We start from the raw sequence: 19,106 nt of genomic DNA on the forward strand, positions 1-19,106 counted from the left end.
GAAAGGTTCAAGAGGCCGTCTGGGCCATCTTGCTTCTGGGTTTGCCGACCGCAGCGGCCAGCGGCATGCCCTGTTCGATCAATCCCGCATGCAAAGCGGCACCGAGCGGCAGGATCTCGTCATTGAAGTCGTATCGACTGTTGTGCAGGAAGGCGCCGCCCCTGGCGTCCTGCCCGATGCGCAGATAGGCGCCTGCCTTTTTCTGCAGCATGAAGGAGAAGTCCTCGGCGCCCATGCTGGGCTCCATGTTGCGCTCGACGTTGTGCGCGCCGACCAGCGATTGCGCGACGTCACCCGCGAACTGCGCTTCCGGCGCGGTGTTGATGGTCGCGGGATAGATGCGCTCGAACTTGACGTGCGCTGTGGCCCCGAAGCCCGCGGCGACGGCACTGCACAGTTCGGTGAGCCGCTGCTCCACCTGCTCCTGCACCCGCGAACTGAAGGTCCGCACCGTGCCCACGAGCGTGGCCTTGCCGGGCACGACGCTCATCGCGCCGAGATCGCCTGCATTCACCGCACAGATGCTGATCACGGCGGCATCGATGGGTCGAACATTGCGCGACACGATGCTCTGCACCGCCGTGATGATGTGCGCGGAGACCACCACCGGATCGACGGTCAGATAGGCATGCGCGCCATGCCCGCCCTTGCCTGTGACCTCGATCGTGATGCGATCCGCCGCGGCCATCATCGCGCCGCGATTGATGCCCACGGTGCCGGCAGGCAACCCCGGCCAGTTGTGCATCGCATACACCGATCCAACCGGGAAGCGATCGAAGAGACCGTCCTCGATCATCACGCGCGCGCCGGCGAAACCTTCCTCGCCCGGCTGAAAGATCAGCACCGCGGTGCCGTCGAAGTTCCGCGTTTCCGCAAGATAGCGCGCCGCGCCGACGAGCATCGCGGTGTGGCCGTCGTGCCCGCAGCCGTGCATCAGTCCGTTCTTGGACGATCGCCATGCGAATTCGTTGTCTTCGCACATCGGCAATGCATCCATGTCGGCGCGCAAGCCGATCATGCGGCCGCTGGTGGTCGAGTTGCCGCGAATGACGCCCACCACACCAGTCTTGCCGATACCGGCATGTATCTCGTCGACACCGCAGGCCCGCAGGGCTTCGGCCACGCGGCCGGAGGTGTAGACCTCCTCGAAGCCGAGTTCGGGATGCGCGTGCAGATCGCGTCGGAACGCGGTGATTTCGGGATAGAAGCGCGCGATGTGCGCGAACGCTCTTCCGGCCGCTTGCAGACGTAGCTCAGTCATTCAGTGTGCTCCAGCATTGCCGACACGCAGACGCGGATCGACCACGAAGTAGAGCAGATCGACCACGAGATTGATGACGACGAAGATGAGGGCGATCAGGCAGAGATAGGCCGCCATGACCGGGATGTCGGCGAAGGTCACCGCCTGGATGAAGAGCAGGCCCATACCGGGCCATTGAAAGACGGACTCCGTGATGATCGAGAAGGCGATGAGTCCGCCCAGCTGAAGCCCCGTGATGGTCATCACGGGCACCAATGTGTTCTTGAGTGCGTGTCCGAAATGGATCGATCGGTCCGAGAGGCCGCGTGCACGCGCGAACTTGATGTAGTCGGTGCGCAGCACCTCGAGCATCTCCGCACGCACGAGACGCATGATCAGCGTGAGTTGAAAGATGGCGAGTGTTGCGGCGGGCAGCACGATGTGAACCCAGCCGTCGCTGTTCAGGAGGCCGGTGCTCCACCAGCCGAGCCGCACGGTCTCGCCGCGCCCGAAACTCGGGAGCCAGCCGAGCAACACCGCGAAGACGAGGATCAGCAGGATGCCGATCAGGAAGGTGGGCAGGGAGACGCCCAGCAGCGAGATCATCATGAACAACTGGCTCATGAAGGAGCCGCGCCGCAGCGCCGCGTAGACACCCATCGGGATGCCGATCGCCAGTGCCAGGATGGCGGCGACCATCGACAGTTCGAGCGTTGCCGGAAAGCGCTCTGCGATCAGGCGGGACACCTTCGCGCCTTGACGAAGACTGAGCCCGAATTCGCCCTGTGCCGCATTGACGAGGAAGTGCCAGAACTGCACGAAAAAGGGCTGGTCGAGCCCCAGGGCAGCGCGTAGTTCACGGATCTGCTGGGGCTTCGCGTCCTGTCCGAGCAGGAACACGACGGGATCGCCGACGTACTGGAAAAGGAGGAAGGCGATGAAGGCAACCGCGACCATGACGATCACGGCCTGAATCAACCGGCGCAGTATGAAAGCGATCATTCAGCAGATGAAATGTTCATCGATGCTAGCAGAGCAAAGTACATGCCCATGCGGGAGTTCCCCGGGGTTCGTGCCCTGTGTTCGCCACGGTTTGCGCCATGAAAAAAGCCACCCGACTTTCGCCGGGTGGCTTTCAAGACTTCCCATTGAAGCTGGCTTGCGCCAGCGTCAGATCAGAAAGCGTGACGGATACCGAAGTCGTAACCGATCGAGTGTTGCGCCACGGGCGTGAGTGGCACGCCATTGACGGTGACCGGGGTCGTGTAGAAGGCAGGGCCGCCGACGATCAGAGCAGCGCCATCCTTGTTGTTCACGTAGCCGACCGTTGCGTACAGAGCCGTACGCTTCGACAGGTTGTGCACGTAACCCAGGGCCCACTTGTCAGCCTTCGGATCCGAGAACAGACCCGTCAGTTGGTTCAGGTTGCTGGTGTTGTTGTACTTCACCGTCGAGTACGAAGCGCGGATCAGGCCAGGGCCGACCGGCACGGTCACACCGATGAGGCCGCCATTGGCGCCCGGGTTGCCGAATGCGAACGGGTTGGTCACGCCGTTGACGAAGCCAGACGAGCTGTCGTTCTTGAGCGTGTTGTTCGAGTATTCACCGAACAGCTTCACGACACCGAAGTCCCACGATGCGCCGAGGTTCCAGATGTCGAGGTTTTGCGTGGTGCCAGCGAAGTAGTTCGAAGCAACGGTGCTTTGGCCGTAAGCGAGAGCGACATCCAGCGGGCCGTTGGCGTAGCCGACGCGACCACCGATGTAACGGCCAGCGCGGCCATTGGTACCAGGAGCGGTCGGGTTAGCAATGAACGCTGCTGCGCCCGGAGGGGTCAGACCACCCGGATCGTAGCTGGTGTTCTCGTTCATGGCGTACATCACCTGACCGTAGAAACCACCCAGGTTCGGCGGCAGGAAGTAGCCGACCGAGTTGTTGGCACGCACGTAGTTGGTGTTGGCGGTGAAGCCGCTGGGTGCGCCAGGACCGAAGCCGCTGGCCGTCGAGATCAGGTTGGTACCGGCGCCGTTGGTGCCGAACGGATCGAACACGGTGTCGTTCCAGAAGGTCGGGACGTAGTCACGGCCGAGGCGGACTTCACCGAATGCACCCGACAGGCTCACCGTCGAACGACGGTTGAAGAACTGGTTGCTGCCGGTGGTGAAGTTGTTGATGCCGGCGCCAGCGGTGCCGTCGTCGTTGCCCAGAGCAGCTTCGAGCCAGAAGCTGGCTGCGAGACCGCCACCCAGATCTTCCGTACCGCGGAAACCCAGACGGCTGGAGTTGTAGCCCGAATTGGTCAGGGCGGTGCGGCTCGTCTTGATGCTGGTGCCCGTCAACGGGAGTTCCGACGTATTCGAGTAGCTGCTGACAGCAGCGTCAACCACGCCGAACAGCGTAACGGACGACTGAGCCGAGGCAACACCGGCGACAGCCAGAGCAGCCAGGGCAACTAGAGATTTTTTCATTGCAAGTTTCTCCAAGGTTAAACATAGGGCTCCGGTGCGAAGGGCTCACCGTGACTGGCACTTTTGTGCTCCCACCGGACCCCGGGCCAACCTCCTTTTGGGAAGTTGTCGCTATTGCACCAGAGCCGATCCGTCAGGGCAAAACAATTCGCCCGAAAAACCAGCCGGGTCCGGCGTTTCGTTGCACTGCTGCAACAAAGGTCGGCCGACCCCTGCGTCACCACGATGTGAAACCTGAGTCGCTGCGTTTGTTACTTTCCGTAGATCGGTTCAAATCGCCTCATGAACCGATCGCTCGACGCCGTTGTGGGGGTAGCAGACGCGGCGCTGCGTACCCTGTTTGCCAAACCGCACGCGACACGGCCCACCCCTTCGCCCGACACACCTTCGAGCTCCTTGAACGACGCTGAACGGCGCGAGGCGGGCGCGCTGATGCGCGTCAACCACGTGGGAGAGGTTTGCGCACAGGCGCTTTACACGGCGCAGGCCGCCGTGACCCGTGATGCCGCACTGCGCGTGCATTTCAGCGACGCGGCGCGCGAAGAAACCGATCACCTCGCCTGGACGCAACAGCGACTCGACGAACTGGGCGCTCGCCCTTCGATGTTGAATCCGCTGTGGTATTTCGGCGCCTTTGGCCTGGGCCTGGTCGCGGGGCGTCTTGGCGACGCACTGAGCCTCGGCTTCGTGGCCGAAACCGAGCGCCAGGTCGAAGCGCATCTTGATGGCCACCTCGACCGACTGCCGGCAGGCGACACGGCATCGAGAGCGGTGATCAATCAGATGAAGTTGGATGAAGCGCGCCACGCCTCGCAAGCGTGGAGCGCCGGTGCCAAGGAATTGCCGCCGCCGGCCAAGGCACTGATGCGTGCTGCGGCACGTGTCATGACGACGGTCGCGCACCGCATCTGAGCGGGCGCAGGCCTGGCACTCAGAGATCGATCAGATCGAAACTGGTCGTGATTTCGGCTGTCTTCCCCAGCATGACGCTGGCCGAACAATAGGTGTCGTGACTCAGTGCGATCGCCCGCTCGACTGCGGCGGCAGGGATGCCTTTGCCCGCCACGGTGAAGTGCATGTGAATTTTCGTGAAGACCTTGGGATCCTTCTCGGCGCGTTCGCTGGTCAGCTTGACGCTGCAGCGCTCGACCTGGTGCCGGCCGCGCTTCAGGATCAGCACGACGTCATAGGCGGTACAACCGCCGGTACCGGCCAGCAGGGTCTCCATGGGTCGAGCCGCGAGGTTCTGGCCGCCGTTTTCGGGTTTCGCGGCGTCGGGGGCGCCGTCCATCATCAGGACATGGCCGGTCCCGGTCTCTGCGACGAAGCCCATCGCCGATCGGGCGCCGGTATTGCCGGTCCAACTTACTGTGCATTCCATCTTGCCGACTCCATATTCAAGTTCGTTCCATGCGGCGAGAGACAAAAACTCTCATCAGCGTGAATTTATGTTCGAAAAGCGCCACGGGCTTGTTGCAATGCAACAAACAGTCGATATACTTTATTTCATCGCACACGAACCCGTGTGCACCGGTTGTCTCCTCCACCCTCCCAATTGGTGGATTTAGCCCCGAGTCGCAAGGCTCGGGGCTTTTTTCTTGGGTGTTGCTCTTGGGTGTTGCCAGTCCCTGGAGCCGCTGCAGCGACGGGCCTATGATCGCGGCCCTATGTCCACGACCACGCCAGCCGCCGCCACACTCACCCCTGCCGACTACCTCAAGAGGATCCTGACCGCGCGCGTCTACGACGTTGCAGTCGAATCGGCCCTTGAACCGGCGCGCGCGCTCAGCGCAAGGCTCGGCAATACCGTGCTGCTCAAGCGTGAGGACCAGCAACCCGTTTTCAGCTTCAAGCTGCGGGGCGCCTACAACAAGATGGCGCACTTGAGCCCAGAACAGCTCGCCAACGGCGTGATTTGCGCTTCCGCCGGCAATCACGCGCAGGGCGTGGCCTTGGGCGCGCGCAAGCTCGGCACGCGCGCGGTGGTCGTGATGCCGGTGACAACACCCCAGCTCAAGATCGACGCAGTGCGCGCCCTCGGTGGCGAGGTGCATTTGCACGGCGACAGCTATTCCGATGCCTACGTCTACGCCCTCGAGCAGCAGAAAGCGCACGGCCTGACCTTCGTGCACCCCTTCGACGACCCCGATGTGATCGCCGGCCAGGGCACCATCGCGATGGAGATCCTGCGCCAGCATCAGGGGCCGCTGCACGCGGTGTTCGTCGCCATCGGCGGTGGCGGACTCGTCGCCGGCGTGGCGAGCTACATCAAGGCATTGCGGCCCGAGATCAAGGTCATCGGTGTGCAGATGAACGATTCGGACGCCATGATCCAGTCGGTCGCCGCCCACGAACGCGTTGCACTTCCCGATGTGGGCCTGTTCTCCGACGGCACCGCGGTCAAGCTGGTCGGCGAGGAAACGTTCCGCCTGGCGTCCGGCCTGGTGGACGAGTTCATCGCGGTCGACACGGACGCTGTTTGCGCCGCGATCAAGGACGTCTTCATCGACACGCGCAGCATCGTCGAGCCCGCAGGCGCGCTCGCGGTGGCCGCGATCAAGCAGTACGTCGAGGAGCGCGGCACGCGCGGCGAAACCTATGCCGCCATCCTGTGCGGCGCCAACATGAATTTCGACCGGCTGCGCTTCGTCGCCGAGCGCGCCGAGGTGGGCGAAGAGCGCGAGGCACTTTTCGCGGTGACGATCCCCGAGGAGCGCGGCAGCTTCCGGCGCTTCTGCGAACTGGTCGGCCAGTTGCCGGGCGCCTCGCGCAACGTGACGGAGTTCAACTACCGCATCAGCGATGCAAAGGAAGCCCATGTCTTTGTCGGCCTGACCACGACGACGCGGGGCGAATCGAAGACCATTGCGGACACTTTCGTGGCGCACGGCTTCGGCGCCATCGACCTCACGCACGACGAGCTCGCCAAGGAGCACATTCGCCACATGGTGGGCGGCCGCACCGGGCTGGCGCACGAAGAACGCCTGCTGCGCTTCGTGTTTCCGGAACGCCCGGGCGCGCTGCTGAAGTTCCTGAGCCTGTTGCGGCCGAACTGGAACATCAGCCTTTTTCACTACCGCAACCAGGGCGCCGACTATGGTCGCATCCTGGTAGGACTTCAGGTGCCTGCGGCCGACACCGCGGCCTTCGACGAATTCCTGCAGGCACTCGGCTACCCCTTTGTCGAAGAGACCAGCAATCCCGCGTATCGGTTGTTCTTGCAGGCCTGACGGCCCGCGCGCTCAGCGCCGCGGTGCCAGTGGCGTCAGAGGGCGTGGCGGAGCCGGCGCAGTGGTTGGAGCGGCTGTTGTTGGCGCAGAAATCACTGGCGGCGTCATGACAGCCAGCGGACGCGTCGGCAGTTGCAGCGTCAGTGCAGGCGATGTGTCGACGCTGGCGCCGAGCGACGCGGCACGGGTGCTGACCGACTGCAAGACGTAGCCTTCCGCAACCGTGGCCCCCACCTTGAAGGGGCGAGGCGGCTTGCCGTCAACCGCGATGAGCGCGGCACCCTGCTTGTCGGCATCGGCCACCACGCCGAGCAGCGAAAAGCGGCTCGCCGCTTCAGGCGTGACCACAGCCGCAGTCTGCGCCGAAACGGCGCCCAGCATTTGCGCCACCGCGGCGGGATCCGGGTCGGCCTGTGCCTTGGTCACGGCGGGCGGGGCGATAGCGTCCGCCGGCGCGGCCAGGCGCAGTCCCCAGAACACGATGCTCGCCGCCGCGAGCGCCCAGAGACCTGTCGTCGTGACGGCCACGGGCCATCGGGCGGGTGCGTAAGGAACTGACATGGAGGCGGATTATCATTCAGCGGATGCGGCAATCGCCGCCACTCCGACGCGTTCAACTCCTCCATGCTCCTTTCTCACCGCTCCCTTTCGCGCTCCATCCAGCGCGGCTTCACGCTGATCGAACTGATGGTCGTGCTGGTCATCATCGGCGTGCTCGCCGCGTTGATCGTGCCGAACGTCATCGAACGCGCCGACGACGCCCGCGTGACCGCCGCCAAGACCGACATCAATAACCTGATGCAGGCGCTCAAGCTCTACCGGCTCGACAACCAGCGCTATCCGACGGGCGAGCAGGGCTTGCAGGCACTCGTCGCCCGCCCGACCGCCGGTCCCGCCGCACCCAACTGGAAGCCGTATATCGACAAGTTGCCCAACGATCCCTGGGGGCACCCCTACCAGTATCTGAACCCGGGCGTGAAGGGCGAAATCGATGTGCTTTCGCTCGGCGCTGACGGCCAGCCCGGCGGCGAAGGCAAGAATGCCGACATCGGCAGCTGGCAGTAGGCACCGCTGCCGTCATCCCCACGAGACTCGCAGCGGGACAGGCGGCTTCACGCTCCTCGAACTGCTGGTGGTCATCTCGATCATCGCGCTGGCAACGGCGGGCGTCGGGTTTGCGATACGGGATTCCAGCCAGGCGACGCTAGACCGCGAAGCCGTCAGGCTCGCCGCCTTGCTCGAGTCCGCCCGCGCGCAATCGCGCGCAAGCGGCGTCGTCGTGCGATGGCGCCCGATGCCGGAGGGCCCTGGCAACTTCAGCTTCGATGGTCTACCGACGGGATCGCTTCCCACGGCATGGCTTTCCGACGGCATCACGGCGCAGCCAATGGCTGCGGGCGCGCCTGTCGCGGCACTGCAGTTGGGTCCGGACCCGATCATCGCTGCGCAACAGGTGCTGATCACCTCCGAGGGGCCGCCCAGCCGCAGCCTGCTCATCGGCACCGACGGCCTGCGGCCCTTCGCGGTGATTTCGCCATGAAGCACCAGCGCCCCGCCCATGTCCGGCTGCGCCAGGCCGGCTTCACGCTGATCGAGGTGCTCGTCGCCCTGGGCATCGTCGCCATTGCGCTGATGGCCGGCACCCAGGCGACGATGGCGCTGACCCGCAATGCGCAACGCCAGTCCGACGTGATGCTGGCCCAGATCTGCGCAGAGAACGAGCTCATCAAGGCCCGCCTCGCCAAGCAGATGCCTGCCATCGGCGATGCCGGCTTGACCTGTACGCAGGCTAATGTGGTCTTTGGCGTGACTGTCTCGACCACGGCAACGCTGAACCCCAACTTCCGTCGCGTGGACGTGCAAGTGCGCGACGCCGACGATGCGCCCGTGCTGGGGATCTCCACCGTCGTGGGACGCTACTGATGCGGACATCGCGCGGCTTCACCCTCATCGAGCTCCTCGTGGCGATCTCCGTCATGGCGCTGCTCGCGATCATGAGCTGGCGCGGGCTGGATGGCATGGCCCGGTCGCAGGCCATCAACCGCGAACGCGGCGACGCCGTGCTGACGCTGCAGACCACGCTGTCGCAATGGAGCGCCGACCTCGACGCCACCGTGGCCCTGTTGCGAACGCCCGCCATGGACTGGGATGGCCGCGTGCTGCGCCTCACCCGACGCAGCACCGACGCCTCCGTGCCTTCGGTCTACGTCGTGGCCTGGACGGTGCGCACCGATGCCGCCACCGGCACACACTGGAGTCGCTGGCAGTCTCCCGGCTTCGCCACCCATGACGAATGGCAGCAAGCCTGGGACCGCGCTTCCGCCTGGGCGCAAGGCGGCGGCAGCCAGGCGGGCGATGCCCAGGTCGATCTGATGCCGCTGACCGACTGGCAGGTTTCCTACTTCCGCAATGACATCTGGGGGCCTGCGGTCAGCGCCGAAACCCTGGGGACGACCACCCCGCTGCCTGACGGCGTTCGACTGGTGATCGGTCTTCCGCAAGGCGCGTCGCTTGCGGGTCTGATCACCCGCGACTGGGTGCGCCCTTCCGTGACGGTGCCCAAGACATGAAGCAGAGGCGAACCCAACTCGGCGCGGCGTTGCTGACGGCCATGCTGACCGTCACGCTCGTCGCGACGTTTGCCGTGGGCGCGCTCTGGCAGCAATGGCGTGCCACCGAGGTCGAGGGCGCCGAGCGCGCGCGGATGCAAGCGAGCTGGGTGCTGATCGGCGCACTCGACTGGTCACGCCTGATCCTGCGGGAAGATTCGCGCGCCAATACCGGCGCCGATTACCTGGCCGAGCCCTGGGCCATTCCGCTGGCCGAAGCCAAGCTGGCGAGCTTCCTGGCTGGCGACAAGAACGTCTCGAGCGACCAACTCGAAGGGCTGCCGGACGCCTATCTTTCGGGACAGATCATCGACGCCCAATCCAAGCTCAACGTGATGAATCTGGTCCAAGGCGGCAAGCCAGTGCTTTCGTCGGTCGAGGCGTTCAAAAAACTGTTCGCGTTGCTGGGCCTCCCGGAAGCGGAGGTCTCGACACTGACCAGCAACCTGCAACGCGCCCTGCCAGCCGCGGCCGCCGTGCCGACCAGCAACACCGGTACCGTCACCGACACGACATCCAACACTGCCGGATCCACCGGTACCACCGCCAACACGACAACGACGACACCCACGACAACAACGCCTGTGACAACCACCGACACCAGCACGGCGACCACTGGGCCCCTCATGCCCCAGCACACCGCCCAACTGGTCTGGCTCGGGCTGTCACCTTCCACGGCGGCGGCGCTGGAACCCTATGTCACGGTGCTGCCGACGACCACGAAGCTCAACCTGAATACCGCCAGCGCAGAGGCCATCTATGCAAGCGTGTCCAAGCTGGACCTTGCGGGCGCCAAGAGGCTGGTTGAAGCTCGGGCGCGAAAGTACTTCAAGTCCATAGCCGACGCGAACCTGCTTGTCCAGGAAAGCTCGACGCAGTTCACCGACGCTGACCACACCGTTGCTACCAACTATTTCGAAGTGCATGCCCGCCTGCGCCTCGATAACGCCTGGGTCGAGGAACAAACCTTGCTGCGGCGCGACAACCTCGACGTCCGCATCGTGTGGCGCGAACGTGGCGCAGGCGCCACGTTGCCCCCATCCAAATCCTGAAGCTTTTGCGTTTGTCAGTCTTTTGGGTCACAAATAAGCGCAACGCCCGTAGCATCGCGGCAAGTCGCTATCAATTCTGTAGCAACCACTGTGGCCTCACTCCTACAATGACGGCCCCTTACCTCCTTGGACGCCCGTGCTGCTTGTAACCATTCCTGTCACATCCGCATCGGCCACCACCGAATACGGCTGGGCGGACTGGTCCAGCGACGGCCGCAAGCTGCGGTCGCAGGGGACTGCGCCCGCTGCGTTGTTGCCGACGAGCGATGAAGTCATCGTCGGCGTGCCCTCCGCCGCGATCTCCTGGCACCAGGTGACGTTGCCGCAAGGTAGCCTGAGCAGCCCCGCGCGTTTGCGCTCGGTACTCAACGGCCTGCTCGAAGACCGCCTGCTCGACGAGCCTGAAGCCCTGCACTTTGCCCTCGAACCCGGTGCCCGCGCCGATTCGCCTGTCTGGGTGGCGGCATGTAACCGCCTCTGGCTGCAAGGTGCCGTGCAGGCCCTCGAAACAGCAGGCCGGCGCGTCACGCGCATCGTTCCCGAATTCACGCCGCGACCGGCGGGCGTTCCTTCGACGCTCATCGCCATCGGCGAGCCCGATGCACCACTTTGCGTGGTCTGCGGTGCCGAGGGTGTTGCCATGCTGCCGCTCGACGCCGCCGCCCTTTCGCTGGCCGGACCGCTCCCTCCGGGTTCCACCGCACTCGCCGAGCCTGCRGTTGCCGAACTCGCAGAGAGTGTGCTCGGGCAGCGCGTGCCCATTGTCAAGCCGGCGGAACGATGGCTACAGGCCACCCAGTCACCCTGGGATCTGGCGCAATTCGACCTCGCGTCCACCGGACGAGCCCGCGCGAGCAAGAAGGCCGTCGCCGTCGCCCGCGAACTCTGGCGCGCACCGCGGTGGCGTGCTGCGCGCTGGGGGGTGTTGATCCTGCTGCTCACGCAACTCATCGGCCTCAATGCATGGGCGTGGAAAGAGCGCAACGCCCTTGCGGCCAAGCGCGGCGCCGTACGCAACGTGCTCACGCAGACCTTTCCTTCGGTGCAACTAGTGGTCGATGCACCCGTTCAGATGACACGCGAAGTCGCAGCCCTGCAGCAAGCCACCGGCGGCGTCACCGCCAACGATCTCGAACCCATGCTCGGCGCCCTGGCGGCAAGTCTTCCCCCGGGCCGCACGCCGACGGCCATCGACTTCAGCGGTGGGCAACTCCGGCTGCGCGGCCTCGGCCTCCAACCTTCCGAGACCGGCAAGGTGACGGCCGCCCTTTCATCGCGCGGCTACAACGCGCGCAGCGAGGGCGACCTCCTCCTCGTCCAGGTGGAGGCCACGCGATGAAGTGGCTCGACGTCATCGAAGCACGCCGCAAGGCCTGGTGGTCCGAATTGGACGTGCGCGAACAACGCATGATCCTCGCAGCCGGCACGCTGGTGCTGGTCGCCTTGTTCTGGTGGGTGGGGCTGGCGCCCGCGCTGCGCACGCTTTCCTCCGCGCCCGGCGAGCATGCCCAGCTCGACGCCCAGTTGCAGCAGATGATCAACCTCCAGGCGCAGGCAAAAGCCTTGCAGTCGCAGCCGCGCGCAAATCGCGACGACGCCCTGCGAAGCCTGGAAACATCGGTGCGCAAGGACCTCGGCGGTGTCGCCCAGTTGCAATCCGCCGGAGCAGGCGAAGGTGCGACCATCGCGCTTCGCGGCGCGCAGGCCGAAGCGCTGGCGCAGTGGCTCACCCAGGCCCGCAACAACGCCCGTGCGGTGCCTCGCGAAGTGCACCTGACCCGCAACACACAGAACGCACAGAGCGACAAGGCGCCGCCGGCATCCCCGGCCGCCGAACCTTCGGGCGCGCGCTGGGACGGCACCCTGGTGATGAGCCTGCCGGCACGCTGACTCGCATGGCCGCGTCTTCTTCCTCATCCACCTCAGCTGCAGCCGGCTGGCGCTGGGCCGTGCTCGGTGCGCTGATCGGCATTGCGCTAGCCCTGTCCTTCTTCGCCCCGGCACGTTGGCTGGCGGCTGGCCTTTCGCAATGGACCAACGGCCACCTGCAGCTCGTCAACGCACGCGGCACGATCTGGACCGGCACGGCCGGGCTGGTGTTCGCCAGCGGCGTCGGCGGCGCCGAACCCGTCTCACTGCCGGGCACGCTCGGCTGGACGGTGCGGCCGCGTTGGGATGGCGTGACGGCGGCGCTCGACATTCCGTGCTGCGCCGTCAAGCCGCTGGAGTTCAGGGCGCGCCCGCGCGCGAGCGGCCTCGAACTCGAATGGCGCGACGGCCAGTCCCGATGGCCCGCGGCCCTGCTCACCGGCTTCGGTGCACCATGGAACACGCTCAAGCTCGAAGGCGTGCTGGACGTTTCGATGCAGGCATTCACCCTGCGCTGGAACGGCCCACGGCTGGCAATCGCCGGCCATGCGACGCTCGATGCGGTCGACATTTCCTCCAGCCTTTCGACCTTGAGGCCGATGGGCAGCTATCGCATCGCTCTCGAAGGAGGGTCATCGCCGACCTTCCTGCTGACCACCCGCGACGGAAGTCTGCAACTCAGCGGCAGCGGCCGATGGAACGGGACCTCGCTGCATTTCGACGGCGAGGCAAGCGCCGCGCCGGGGCGGGAAGACGCGCTTTCGAACTTGTTGAACATCATCGGGCGGCGCGAAGGCGCCCGCTCGCTCATCACATTGGGTTGACCATGAAGCCAAGAACTTCGTACGGCACCCGCATCGGCACCCTCGCGCTCGCAGCGCAGATGCTGGTCGCGGCCTGTATGCCCCCCTTCGCATTCGCGCAGGAAGTCGCCGCACCGCGTCGCGGCGAGCCGATCACGCTGAACTTCACCAACGCCGAGATCGAATCGGTCGCGCGGACCATGGCGGTCGTGACCGGTCGCGACGTGGTCGTCGACCCGCGCGTCAAGGGACAGATCACGCTGCAGACCGATCGGGCGATCTCTCCGGAGGCGGCGTTCAACCAGTTCGCCGCGGCGCTGCGCCTGCAGGGCTTCGCGATCGTGCAATCCGAAGGCCTCTACAAGGTGGTGCCCGAGGCCGATGCCAAGCTGCAGAGCAACGCGGTGACCACGACCACGCCGACGGCGTCGAGCGTGAGCGGCAACCAGATCATCACCCAGGTCTTCAAGCTCAACTACGAGTCGGCCAACAGCATGCTGCCGGTCCTGCGTCCGTTGATCGCGCCCAACAACACGATCAACGTGAACCCGGGCAACAACTCGCTGGTCATCACCGACTATGCGGAAAACATGCGTCGCCTGGCGCGCATCATTGCCGCGCTCGACGTGCCCAACGCATCCGACATCGACGTCATCCAGCTCAAGTACTCGGTGGCGTCCGACATGGTGCCGCTGGTCACGCGCCTGCTCGAAGGCGGCACCAGCACTGGCGGCGCCGTGCCCGGCGCTGCGCCGGGCACGGCGGACGCATCGTTCCGCACCACGCTGCTCGCCGATCCGCGCGGCAACTCGATCATCGTGCGCGCCGCCAATCCCGCGCGCGCCCAATTGGTCCGCACGCTGATCGACAAGCTCGACCGCCCGCCGCTCGATACCGGCAACGGCGCAGCGGGCAATGTGTACGTGGTCTATCTGAAGAACGCCGATGCGGTCAGGCTGGCCGTCACGCTGCGCGCCGCGATGTCCGCCGAAGCGCGCGGCGGTGCCGGCGCCACGGGCACCAATCCGTCGCAGACCGGCGCAGCTGCCCAGGCCACGACGGCTCAGACGGCCAGCAACCTCGGGGGCATGTCCCAGAACCCCGCGGCAACCGCGCCGGTCAACAACGCGAACCAGCCTTCGACCGGCGGCCAAATTCAGGCCGACCCATCGACCAACTCGCTGATCATCACCGCCTCCGAACCACAGTACCGTCAAATTCGCGCCGTCATCGACAGGCTCGACGGCCGACGCGCGCAGGTCATGATCGAGGCGCTGATCGTCGAAGTCAACGCCACCAAGGCGGCGCAATTCGGCGTCCAGTGGCAGAGTGCGATCGGCAACAACGGCGTCATCGGCACCAACTCCAGCCTGTCCGGCGCCAATATCCTGGCGCTCACCGGAGCCCTGATAGCCAACACCCCCGCGACGAGCGCTGCGGCATTGGCGGGCCTGGGAGGCGGGCTCAACGTCGGCGGCGGGTCCAAAGTTGGCGGCCAGTTCGTGCTCAATGCGATCGCCAACTTCTTCAGCAGCGACGCCGATGCCAATCTGCTGTCGACGCCGAATCTCCTGACCCTCGACAATGAAGAGGCCAAGATCGTCATCGGCCAGAACGTCCCGTTCGTCACCGGCAGTTTCGCCAGCCAGCCGACGGCCGCCGGGGTGAATCCGTTCACGACCATCGAACGCAAGGACGTGGGTCTGACGCTTCGCGTGCGCCCGCAGATCAACGAAAACGGCACCGTGAAGATGACGGTGTTCCAGGAAACTTCCACGGTTCAGGCCGGAACCGAAAACGCGGCCAACGGCCCGACCACCAACAAGCGCTCGATCGAATCCAGCGTGCTGGTCGAAGACGGTGGCCTGGTCATGCTGGGCGGCTTGCTGTCCGACAACTACAGCAACAACATCGACGGGATCCCGCTGGCCCGCGACATTCCGGTGCTCGGCAACCTCTTCAAGAGCGAAAACCGCAAGCGGGACAAGTCCAATCTGATGATGTTCCTGCGGCCTGTCGTGATGCGTGACGCGGCCACGACTGCCGGGGTCGCCAACGAGAGATACGACACGATACGGGGCCTGCAGCAGCAGGTGCAACCCGAGAGCAATGCAATGCTGAGCAACGTGAACGGAGCACCGATAGTGCCGGCGCTGCCCGAGCCTCGGCGCAGCGAGGCAGGCAGCCTCCGAAAGGAAGGCACCATGCTCATTCCGCCGCCGGTGGCGCCGGTCCAGAAGCTCGGGTCCTCGCCCTTGAAAGGCGCCTTGCCGCCGACGGCGGATCCGGCGACTTCACGCGAACTGCCTTAGCGTCGGGCCGCGTTGTCGAACCCGATGCTGCGCTTGATAATTCCCCATTGCCTTCGAATGAGAGCCGAGAGGCATTGATGCGCTACCCTCTTCCCTACGCTTTCGCGCGCGGCCAGCAGCTGCTGCTCGAAGAAACGGACCCCGGCCAGTTCACGCTCTGGATGCCGAGGGTGCCGCCGCGCAGCGCGCTCGGCGAGGTCCTGCGCAAATACCCGGTCAAGCTCTTCGAGCCGCTCGCCCCCGAGCAGCTTGCGCAGCGCATCAGCGCCGCCTACGCGCAGGGCGAATCGAACGCCGCGGCCGTGGTGAGCGAAGTCCAGAGCGACGCCGATCTCTCGCGGATGATGCAGGAGCTCCCTGCCGTCGAGGACTTGCTCGAATCGGCCGGCGACGCCCCGATCATCCGGATGCTCAACGCGCTGCTCACGCAGGCGGCGCGCGACGGCGCGAGCGACATCCACATCGAGCCCTATGAGCGGACATCGTCGGTGCGTTTCCGCATCGACGGAACGCTGCGCGAAGTGGTCCAGCCCAATCGCGCGCTGCACGCGGCGTTGATCTCGCGGCTGAAGATCATGGCCGACCTCGACATCTCCGAGAAACGCTTGCCGCAGGACGGCCGCATCAGCCTGCGCATCGGCACGCGGGCGGTCGACGTGCGCGTGTCGACGCTGCCTTCCGCGCACGGCGAGCGCGCGGTGCTGCGCTTGCTCGACAAGTCGGAAAGCAAGCTCACGCTCGAATCCGTCGGCATGCTGGGCGACACGCTTGCGCGCTTCGAACGCCTGATCGAGCAGCCGCACGGCATCATCCTCGTCACCGGGCCGACCGGCTCCGGCAAGACCACCACGCTCTACGCTGCGCTCAGCCGCCTCGACGCCGGCAGCAGCAACATCATGACGGTCGAAGACCCGATCGAGTACGAGCTGCCGGGCGTCGGGCAGACACAAGTCAACGCCAAGATCGAACTCACCTTTGCCAAGGCCCTGCGCGCGATCCTGCGGCAGGACCCGGACGTGATCATGATCGGCGAAATCCGCGACTTTGAAACCGCGCAGATTGCGATCCAGGCCTCCCTTACCGGACACCTGGTGCTCGCCACGCTGCACACCAACGATTCCGTCAGCGCCGTCACGCGCCTGACCGACATGGGCGTGGAACCCTTCCTGCTCAGCTCCTCGCTGCTCGGCGTGCTGGCGCAGCGCCTCGTGCGCAAACTGTGCCCCGTGTGCGCGACGCCGTCCCACGGCGGAGAAGCGACACCGGTCGGGTGCGAAGCCTGCGGCCAGACCGGCTACCAGGGCCGTACCGGCGTCTTCGAACTGCTGGTGGCCGACGACACCGTGCAATCGCTGATCCACAACCGCGCCCCCGAAAGCGAGATCTTCGTCGCGGGCGAACGCGGCGGCCTGCGCTCGATGCGCGAAGACGGCGAACGCCTGGTCAAGTCCGGCATTACCTCCCGCGCCGAACTGCTGCGGGTCACCCGCGAATAACCGAGTCCGGGAGCCGCCGCGGAACCGGCTCCGCCGGGCCGCAGGCGGCGCCCCCTGCAAGGGGGTTGGCGGCTACGCGAAGCGAGCAAGCCTGGGGGTGAGTCTTGAACCTCAAGCCTGGGGGTTAGTCTTGAACCACCAGGTTCTTGGTCTGCGGATCCGTCACGACCTCGACCACCCGCCCCGACTTGTCGAAACGAATCTGGTATTCGGAGAAGCTGCTGATCCACATCCGCCAGATCTCGGCATCGAGACTCGGGTTCTCGCTGGTGATCGGCCATCCGACCGCCATGGCGACCTGTTCGCGCGTCATGCCCTTGGTCACCCGGGCCGCCTTGATGGCGTCGCGGATCTTGGGCGGAAAGGTCGCGAGCTTCGCTGCGGGATCTTCCTTGACCACCCAGCGCTGCGCGAACGTGCCGAGGTCGATGTCGCGGCTGTAGTCGTTGCCGATGTCCTGCTTGCCCCCGTTGAGCTCGACGTGAACCCGATTGCGGCCGTAGCCCGTCACTCGCACGGGCGTGCCGACCGGGATGATGCGCTTACCACTTTCGGCATAGTTGCTGTCGCTCGCCCAACTGCCGTCGGTTCGCAGGTTGCAGCACAGAAAGCCGTCGAAAACGGGCTGGGCCCAGGCAGGAACGGCGACCGCCCCCAGCAGCGCAGCGATGACGGCAATACAACGAATCAGCATGGCGAACTCCCGTGAGTGGTGTTGTGAAAGTCGCGCGACGAAACAGCTTGCCGAGCGTCGACAATGCGGTTTCGCGCATTTTGCTGTCAGCCCTCCATGCCTGCCTATTCGTTTGAAGCCATAGACCAACAGGGGCAAGCCCGCAAGGGCGTGCTCGAAGCCGATACCGCGCGCAGCGCGCGCGGCATGCTGCGCGCCCAGGCGCTGATCCCGCTGACCGTGACGGCCGTCGGCAGTGTCGAAAGCGGCGGCGCGTCCGCCTCTGGCGGCTTGCGCCGGGTGATCGGTGGCGGACGCATCTTCAATTCCACGACGCTCGCGGTCTGGACGCGCCAGATCGCCGGCCTGGTGTCCTCCGGGCTGCCGCTCGAACGGGCGCTCACGGCGCTGACCGACGAGGCCGAGACCGAAGCGCAACGCAACCTCGTCGCCTCGTTGCGCGCCGAGGTCAATGCGGGCTCTCCTTTCGGCCGCGCACTGTCGCAGCATCCGCGTGAGTTCTCACCCATCTACACGGCCGTGATCGGCGCCGGCGAGCAGAGCGGCAACCTGGGCCTCGTGCTCGAGCGACTGGCCGACGACCTCGAGCAACGGCAGGCGCTGCAACAGAAGCTGGTCGGTGCGGCGCTTTACCCGGCGATCGTGACCCTGGTCGCCATCGTGATCGTGATCTTCCTGGTGAGCTACGTGGTGCCCCAGGTGGCGAACGTGTTTGCCGGAACGAAGCGCGCGCTGCCGATCCTCACCGTCGCCATGCTGGCGCTCAGCGACTTTGTTCGCAACTACGGGTGGGTCATGCTGGGCGTGATCGTCGTCGGGGTCATCGTCACCAGGATGGCGCTGGCGCGAGAGGCGATCCGCGAGAGGTTCGATGCGGCCTGGCTCAACCTGCCGCTGGTCGGCAAGCTCTCACGCGGCTACAACGCTGCGCGCTTCGCCAGCACGCTGGCCATGCTGGCCACGGCGGGCGTTCCCATCCTGCGTGCACTCCAGGCCGCATCCGAGACGCTCGGCAACCGCGCGATGCGTGCCGATGCACTCGACGCGCTGGTGCTGGTGCGCGAAGGCGCGCCGCTCGCGTCCGCGTTGGCGCAGAAGAAGCGCTTTCCGGGCATCGTCTCGATGTTCGCGCGTCTCGGAGAGCAGACCGGTACCCTGCCGTTGATGTTGCAGCGCGCCGCCAATCAGCTCGGTGCCGAAGTCCAGCGGCGGGCGATGCACCTCGCCACCATCCTCGAACCTTTGCTGATCGTGGCAATGGGCGGCGTCGTCATGCTGATCGTCCTGGCAGTGCTCATGCCGATCATCCAACTCAACCAATTCGTGAAGTAGC

Annotated in this window: 19 protein-coding genes; 13 read left to right on the forward strand and 6 right to left on the reverse strand. The window is 65.5% G+C overall.

Annotation, left to right across the window (positions count from 1 at the left end; genetic code table 11):
* Positions 1–7: 7 nt before the first annotated feature.
* The 3 genes from AC1DN9_RS07100 to AC1DN9_RS07110 form a co-directional block, all read right to left on the reverse strand.
* Positions 8–1,261, reverse strand: coding sequence for a M20 aminoacylase family protein (locus AC1DN9_RS07100; RefSeq protein ID WP_478098624.1), 1,254 nt, complete (start codon positions 1,259–1,261; stop codon positions 8–10).
* A complete protein-coding gene (locus AC1DN9_RS07105) occupies positions 1,262–2,242 on the reverse strand; it encodes an ABC transporter permease (protein WP_478098626.1) in 981 nt (326 codons plus the stop codon).
* Between the two features lie 173 nt (positions 2,243–2,415).
* A complete protein-coding gene (locus AC1DN9_RS07110) occupies positions 2,416–3,708 on the reverse strand; it encodes a porin (RefSeq protein ID WP_478098628.1) in 1,293 nt (430 codons plus the stop codon).
* A gap of 282 nt (positions 3,709–3,990) precedes the next feature.
* On the opposite strand from AC1DN9_RS07110, the gene coq7 reads away from it, so the two are divergent.
* A complete protein-coding gene (coq7, locus tag AC1DN9_RS07115; RefSeq protein WP_478098630.1) occupies positions 3,991–4,620 on the forward strand; it encodes a 2-polyprenyl-3-methyl-6-methoxy-1,4-benzoquinone monooxygenase in 630 nt (209 codons plus the stop codon).
* Between the two features lie 19 nt (positions 4,621–4,639).
* On the opposite strand, the gene AC1DN9_RS07120 is transcribed toward coq7, so the two are convergent.
* Positions 4,640–5,089, reverse strand: a complete 450-nt coding sequence (locus tag AC1DN9_RS07120; protein ID WP_478098632.1) for an OsmC family protein — start codon at positions 5,087–5,089, stop codon at positions 4,640–4,642.
* Between the two features lie 286 nt (positions 5,090–5,375).
* Between AC1DN9_RS07120 and ilvA the strand changes: the two genes are divergently transcribed.
* Positions 5,376–6,938, forward strand: a complete 1,563-nt coding sequence (gene ilvA, locus AC1DN9_RS07125; protein ID WP_478098634.1) for a threonine ammonia-lyase, biosynthetic — start codon at positions 5,376–5,378, stop codon at positions 6,936–6,938.
* A 12-nt stretch (positions 6,939–6,950) separates the two neighbouring features.
* On the opposite strand, the gene AC1DN9_RS07130 is transcribed toward ilvA, so the two are convergent.
* Positions 6,951–7,499 carry a type II secretion system protein N gene (locus AC1DN9_RS07130; protein WP_478098636.1) on the reverse strand — a complete coding sequence of 183 codons (549 nt, stop codon included), beginning with the start codon at positions 7,497–7,499 and terminating at the stop codon, positions 6,951–6,953.
* Between the two features lie 63 nt (positions 7,500–7,562).
* Here AC1DN9_RS07130 and gspG point away from each other — a divergent pair, with 63 nt between their 5' ends.
* The 10 genes from gspG to gspE all read left to right on the forward strand — a co-directional run bounded on the left by gspG (position 7,563) and on the right by gspE (position 17,079).
* Positions 7,563–8,003 (forward strand): type II secretion system major pseudopilin GspG, encoded by a 441-nt coding sequence (gene gspG / locus AC1DN9_RS07135; RefSeq protein WP_478098638.1) that lies wholly within the window; start codon positions 7,563–7,565, stop codon positions 8,001–8,003.
* On the forward strand, positions 7,978–8,478 hold the full coding sequence (locus tag AC1DN9_RS07140; RefSeq protein ID WP_478098640.1) for a prepilin-type N-terminal cleavage/methylation domain-containing protein: 501 nt from the start codon (positions 7,978–7,980) through the stop codon (positions 8,476–8,478). Before gspG ends, AC1DN9_RS07140 begins: the two co-directional genes overlap by 26 nt.
* Entirely contained in the window at positions 8,475–8,861 is a 387-nt protein-coding gene (gene gspI, locus AC1DN9_RS07145; RefSeq protein ID WP_478098642.1) for a type II secretion system minor pseudopilin GspI, read from the forward strand. The genes AC1DN9_RS07140 and gspI overlap by 4 nt, the downstream gene beginning before the upstream one ends.
* Positions 8,861–9,508, forward strand: coding sequence for a PulJ/GspJ family protein (locus tag AC1DN9_RS07150; RefSeq protein ID WP_478098644.1), 648 nt, complete (start codon positions 8,861–8,863; stop codon positions 9,506–9,508). Before gspI ends, AC1DN9_RS07150 begins: the two co-directional genes overlap by 1 nt.
* A complete protein-coding gene (gspK, locus tag AC1DN9_RS07155; RefSeq protein WP_478098646.1) occupies positions 9,505–10,599 on the forward strand; it encodes a type II secretion system minor pseudopilin GspK in 1,095 nt (364 codons plus the stop codon). The genes AC1DN9_RS07150 and gspK overlap by 4 nt, the downstream gene beginning before the upstream one ends.
* 136 nt (positions 10,600–10,735) lie before the next feature.
* On the forward strand, positions 10,736–11,938 hold the full coding sequence (gene gspL / locus AC1DN9_RS07160; RefSeq protein WP_478098648.1) for a type II secretion system protein GspL: 1,203 nt from the start codon (positions 10,736–10,738) through the stop codon (positions 11,936–11,938).
* Complete coding sequence (gspM, locus tag AC1DN9_RS07165) at positions 11,935–12,489, forward strand: type II secretion system protein GspM (protein ID WP_478098650.1); 555 nt, start codon at positions 11,935–11,937, stop codon at positions 12,487–12,489. Before gspL ends, gspM begins: the two co-directional genes overlap by 4 nt.
* Before the next feature lie 5 nt (positions 12,490–12,494).
* The gene (gspN, locus tag AC1DN9_RS07170) at positions 12,495–13,292 is read left to right on the forward strand and encodes a type II secretion system protein N (protein WP_478098652.1); all 798 of its coding nucleotides are present in this window, start codon (positions 12,495–12,497) and stop codon (positions 13,290–13,292) included.
* A gap of 2 nt (positions 13,293–13,294) precedes the next feature.
* Positions 13,295–15,583, forward strand: coding sequence for a type II secretion system secretin GspD (gene gspD / locus AC1DN9_RS07175; protein WP_478098654.1), 2,289 nt, complete (start codon positions 13,295–13,297; stop codon positions 15,581–15,583).
* Positions 15,584–15,660: 77 nt separating this feature from the next.
* Positions 15,661–17,079 carry a type II secretion system ATPase GspE gene (gspE, locus tag AC1DN9_RS07180; RefSeq protein WP_478098656.1) on the forward strand — a complete coding sequence of 473 codons (1,419 nt, stop codon included), beginning with the start codon at positions 15,661–15,663 and terminating at the stop codon, positions 17,077–17,079.
* Between the two features lie 124 nt (positions 17,080–17,203).
* Here the strand turns inward: gspE and AC1DN9_RS07185 are convergent, their stop codons facing one another.
* Positions 17,204–17,773 carry a hypothetical protein gene (locus tag AC1DN9_RS07185; protein ID WP_478098658.1) on the reverse strand — a complete coding sequence of 190 codons (570 nt, stop codon included), beginning with the start codon at positions 17,771–17,773 and terminating at the stop codon, positions 17,204–17,206.
* A gap of 96 nt (positions 17,774–17,869) precedes the next feature.
* Here AC1DN9_RS07185 and gspF point away from each other — a divergent pair, with 96 nt between their 5' ends.
* Complete coding sequence (gene gspF / locus AC1DN9_RS07190; protein WP_478098660.1) at positions 17,870–19,105, forward strand: type II secretion system inner membrane protein GspF; 1,236 nt, start codon at positions 17,870–17,872, stop codon at positions 19,103–19,105.
* Position 19,106: the final 1 nt, after the last annotated feature.

The sequence above is a fragment of the Variovorax sp. 05L425 genome (assembly GCF_056397705.1).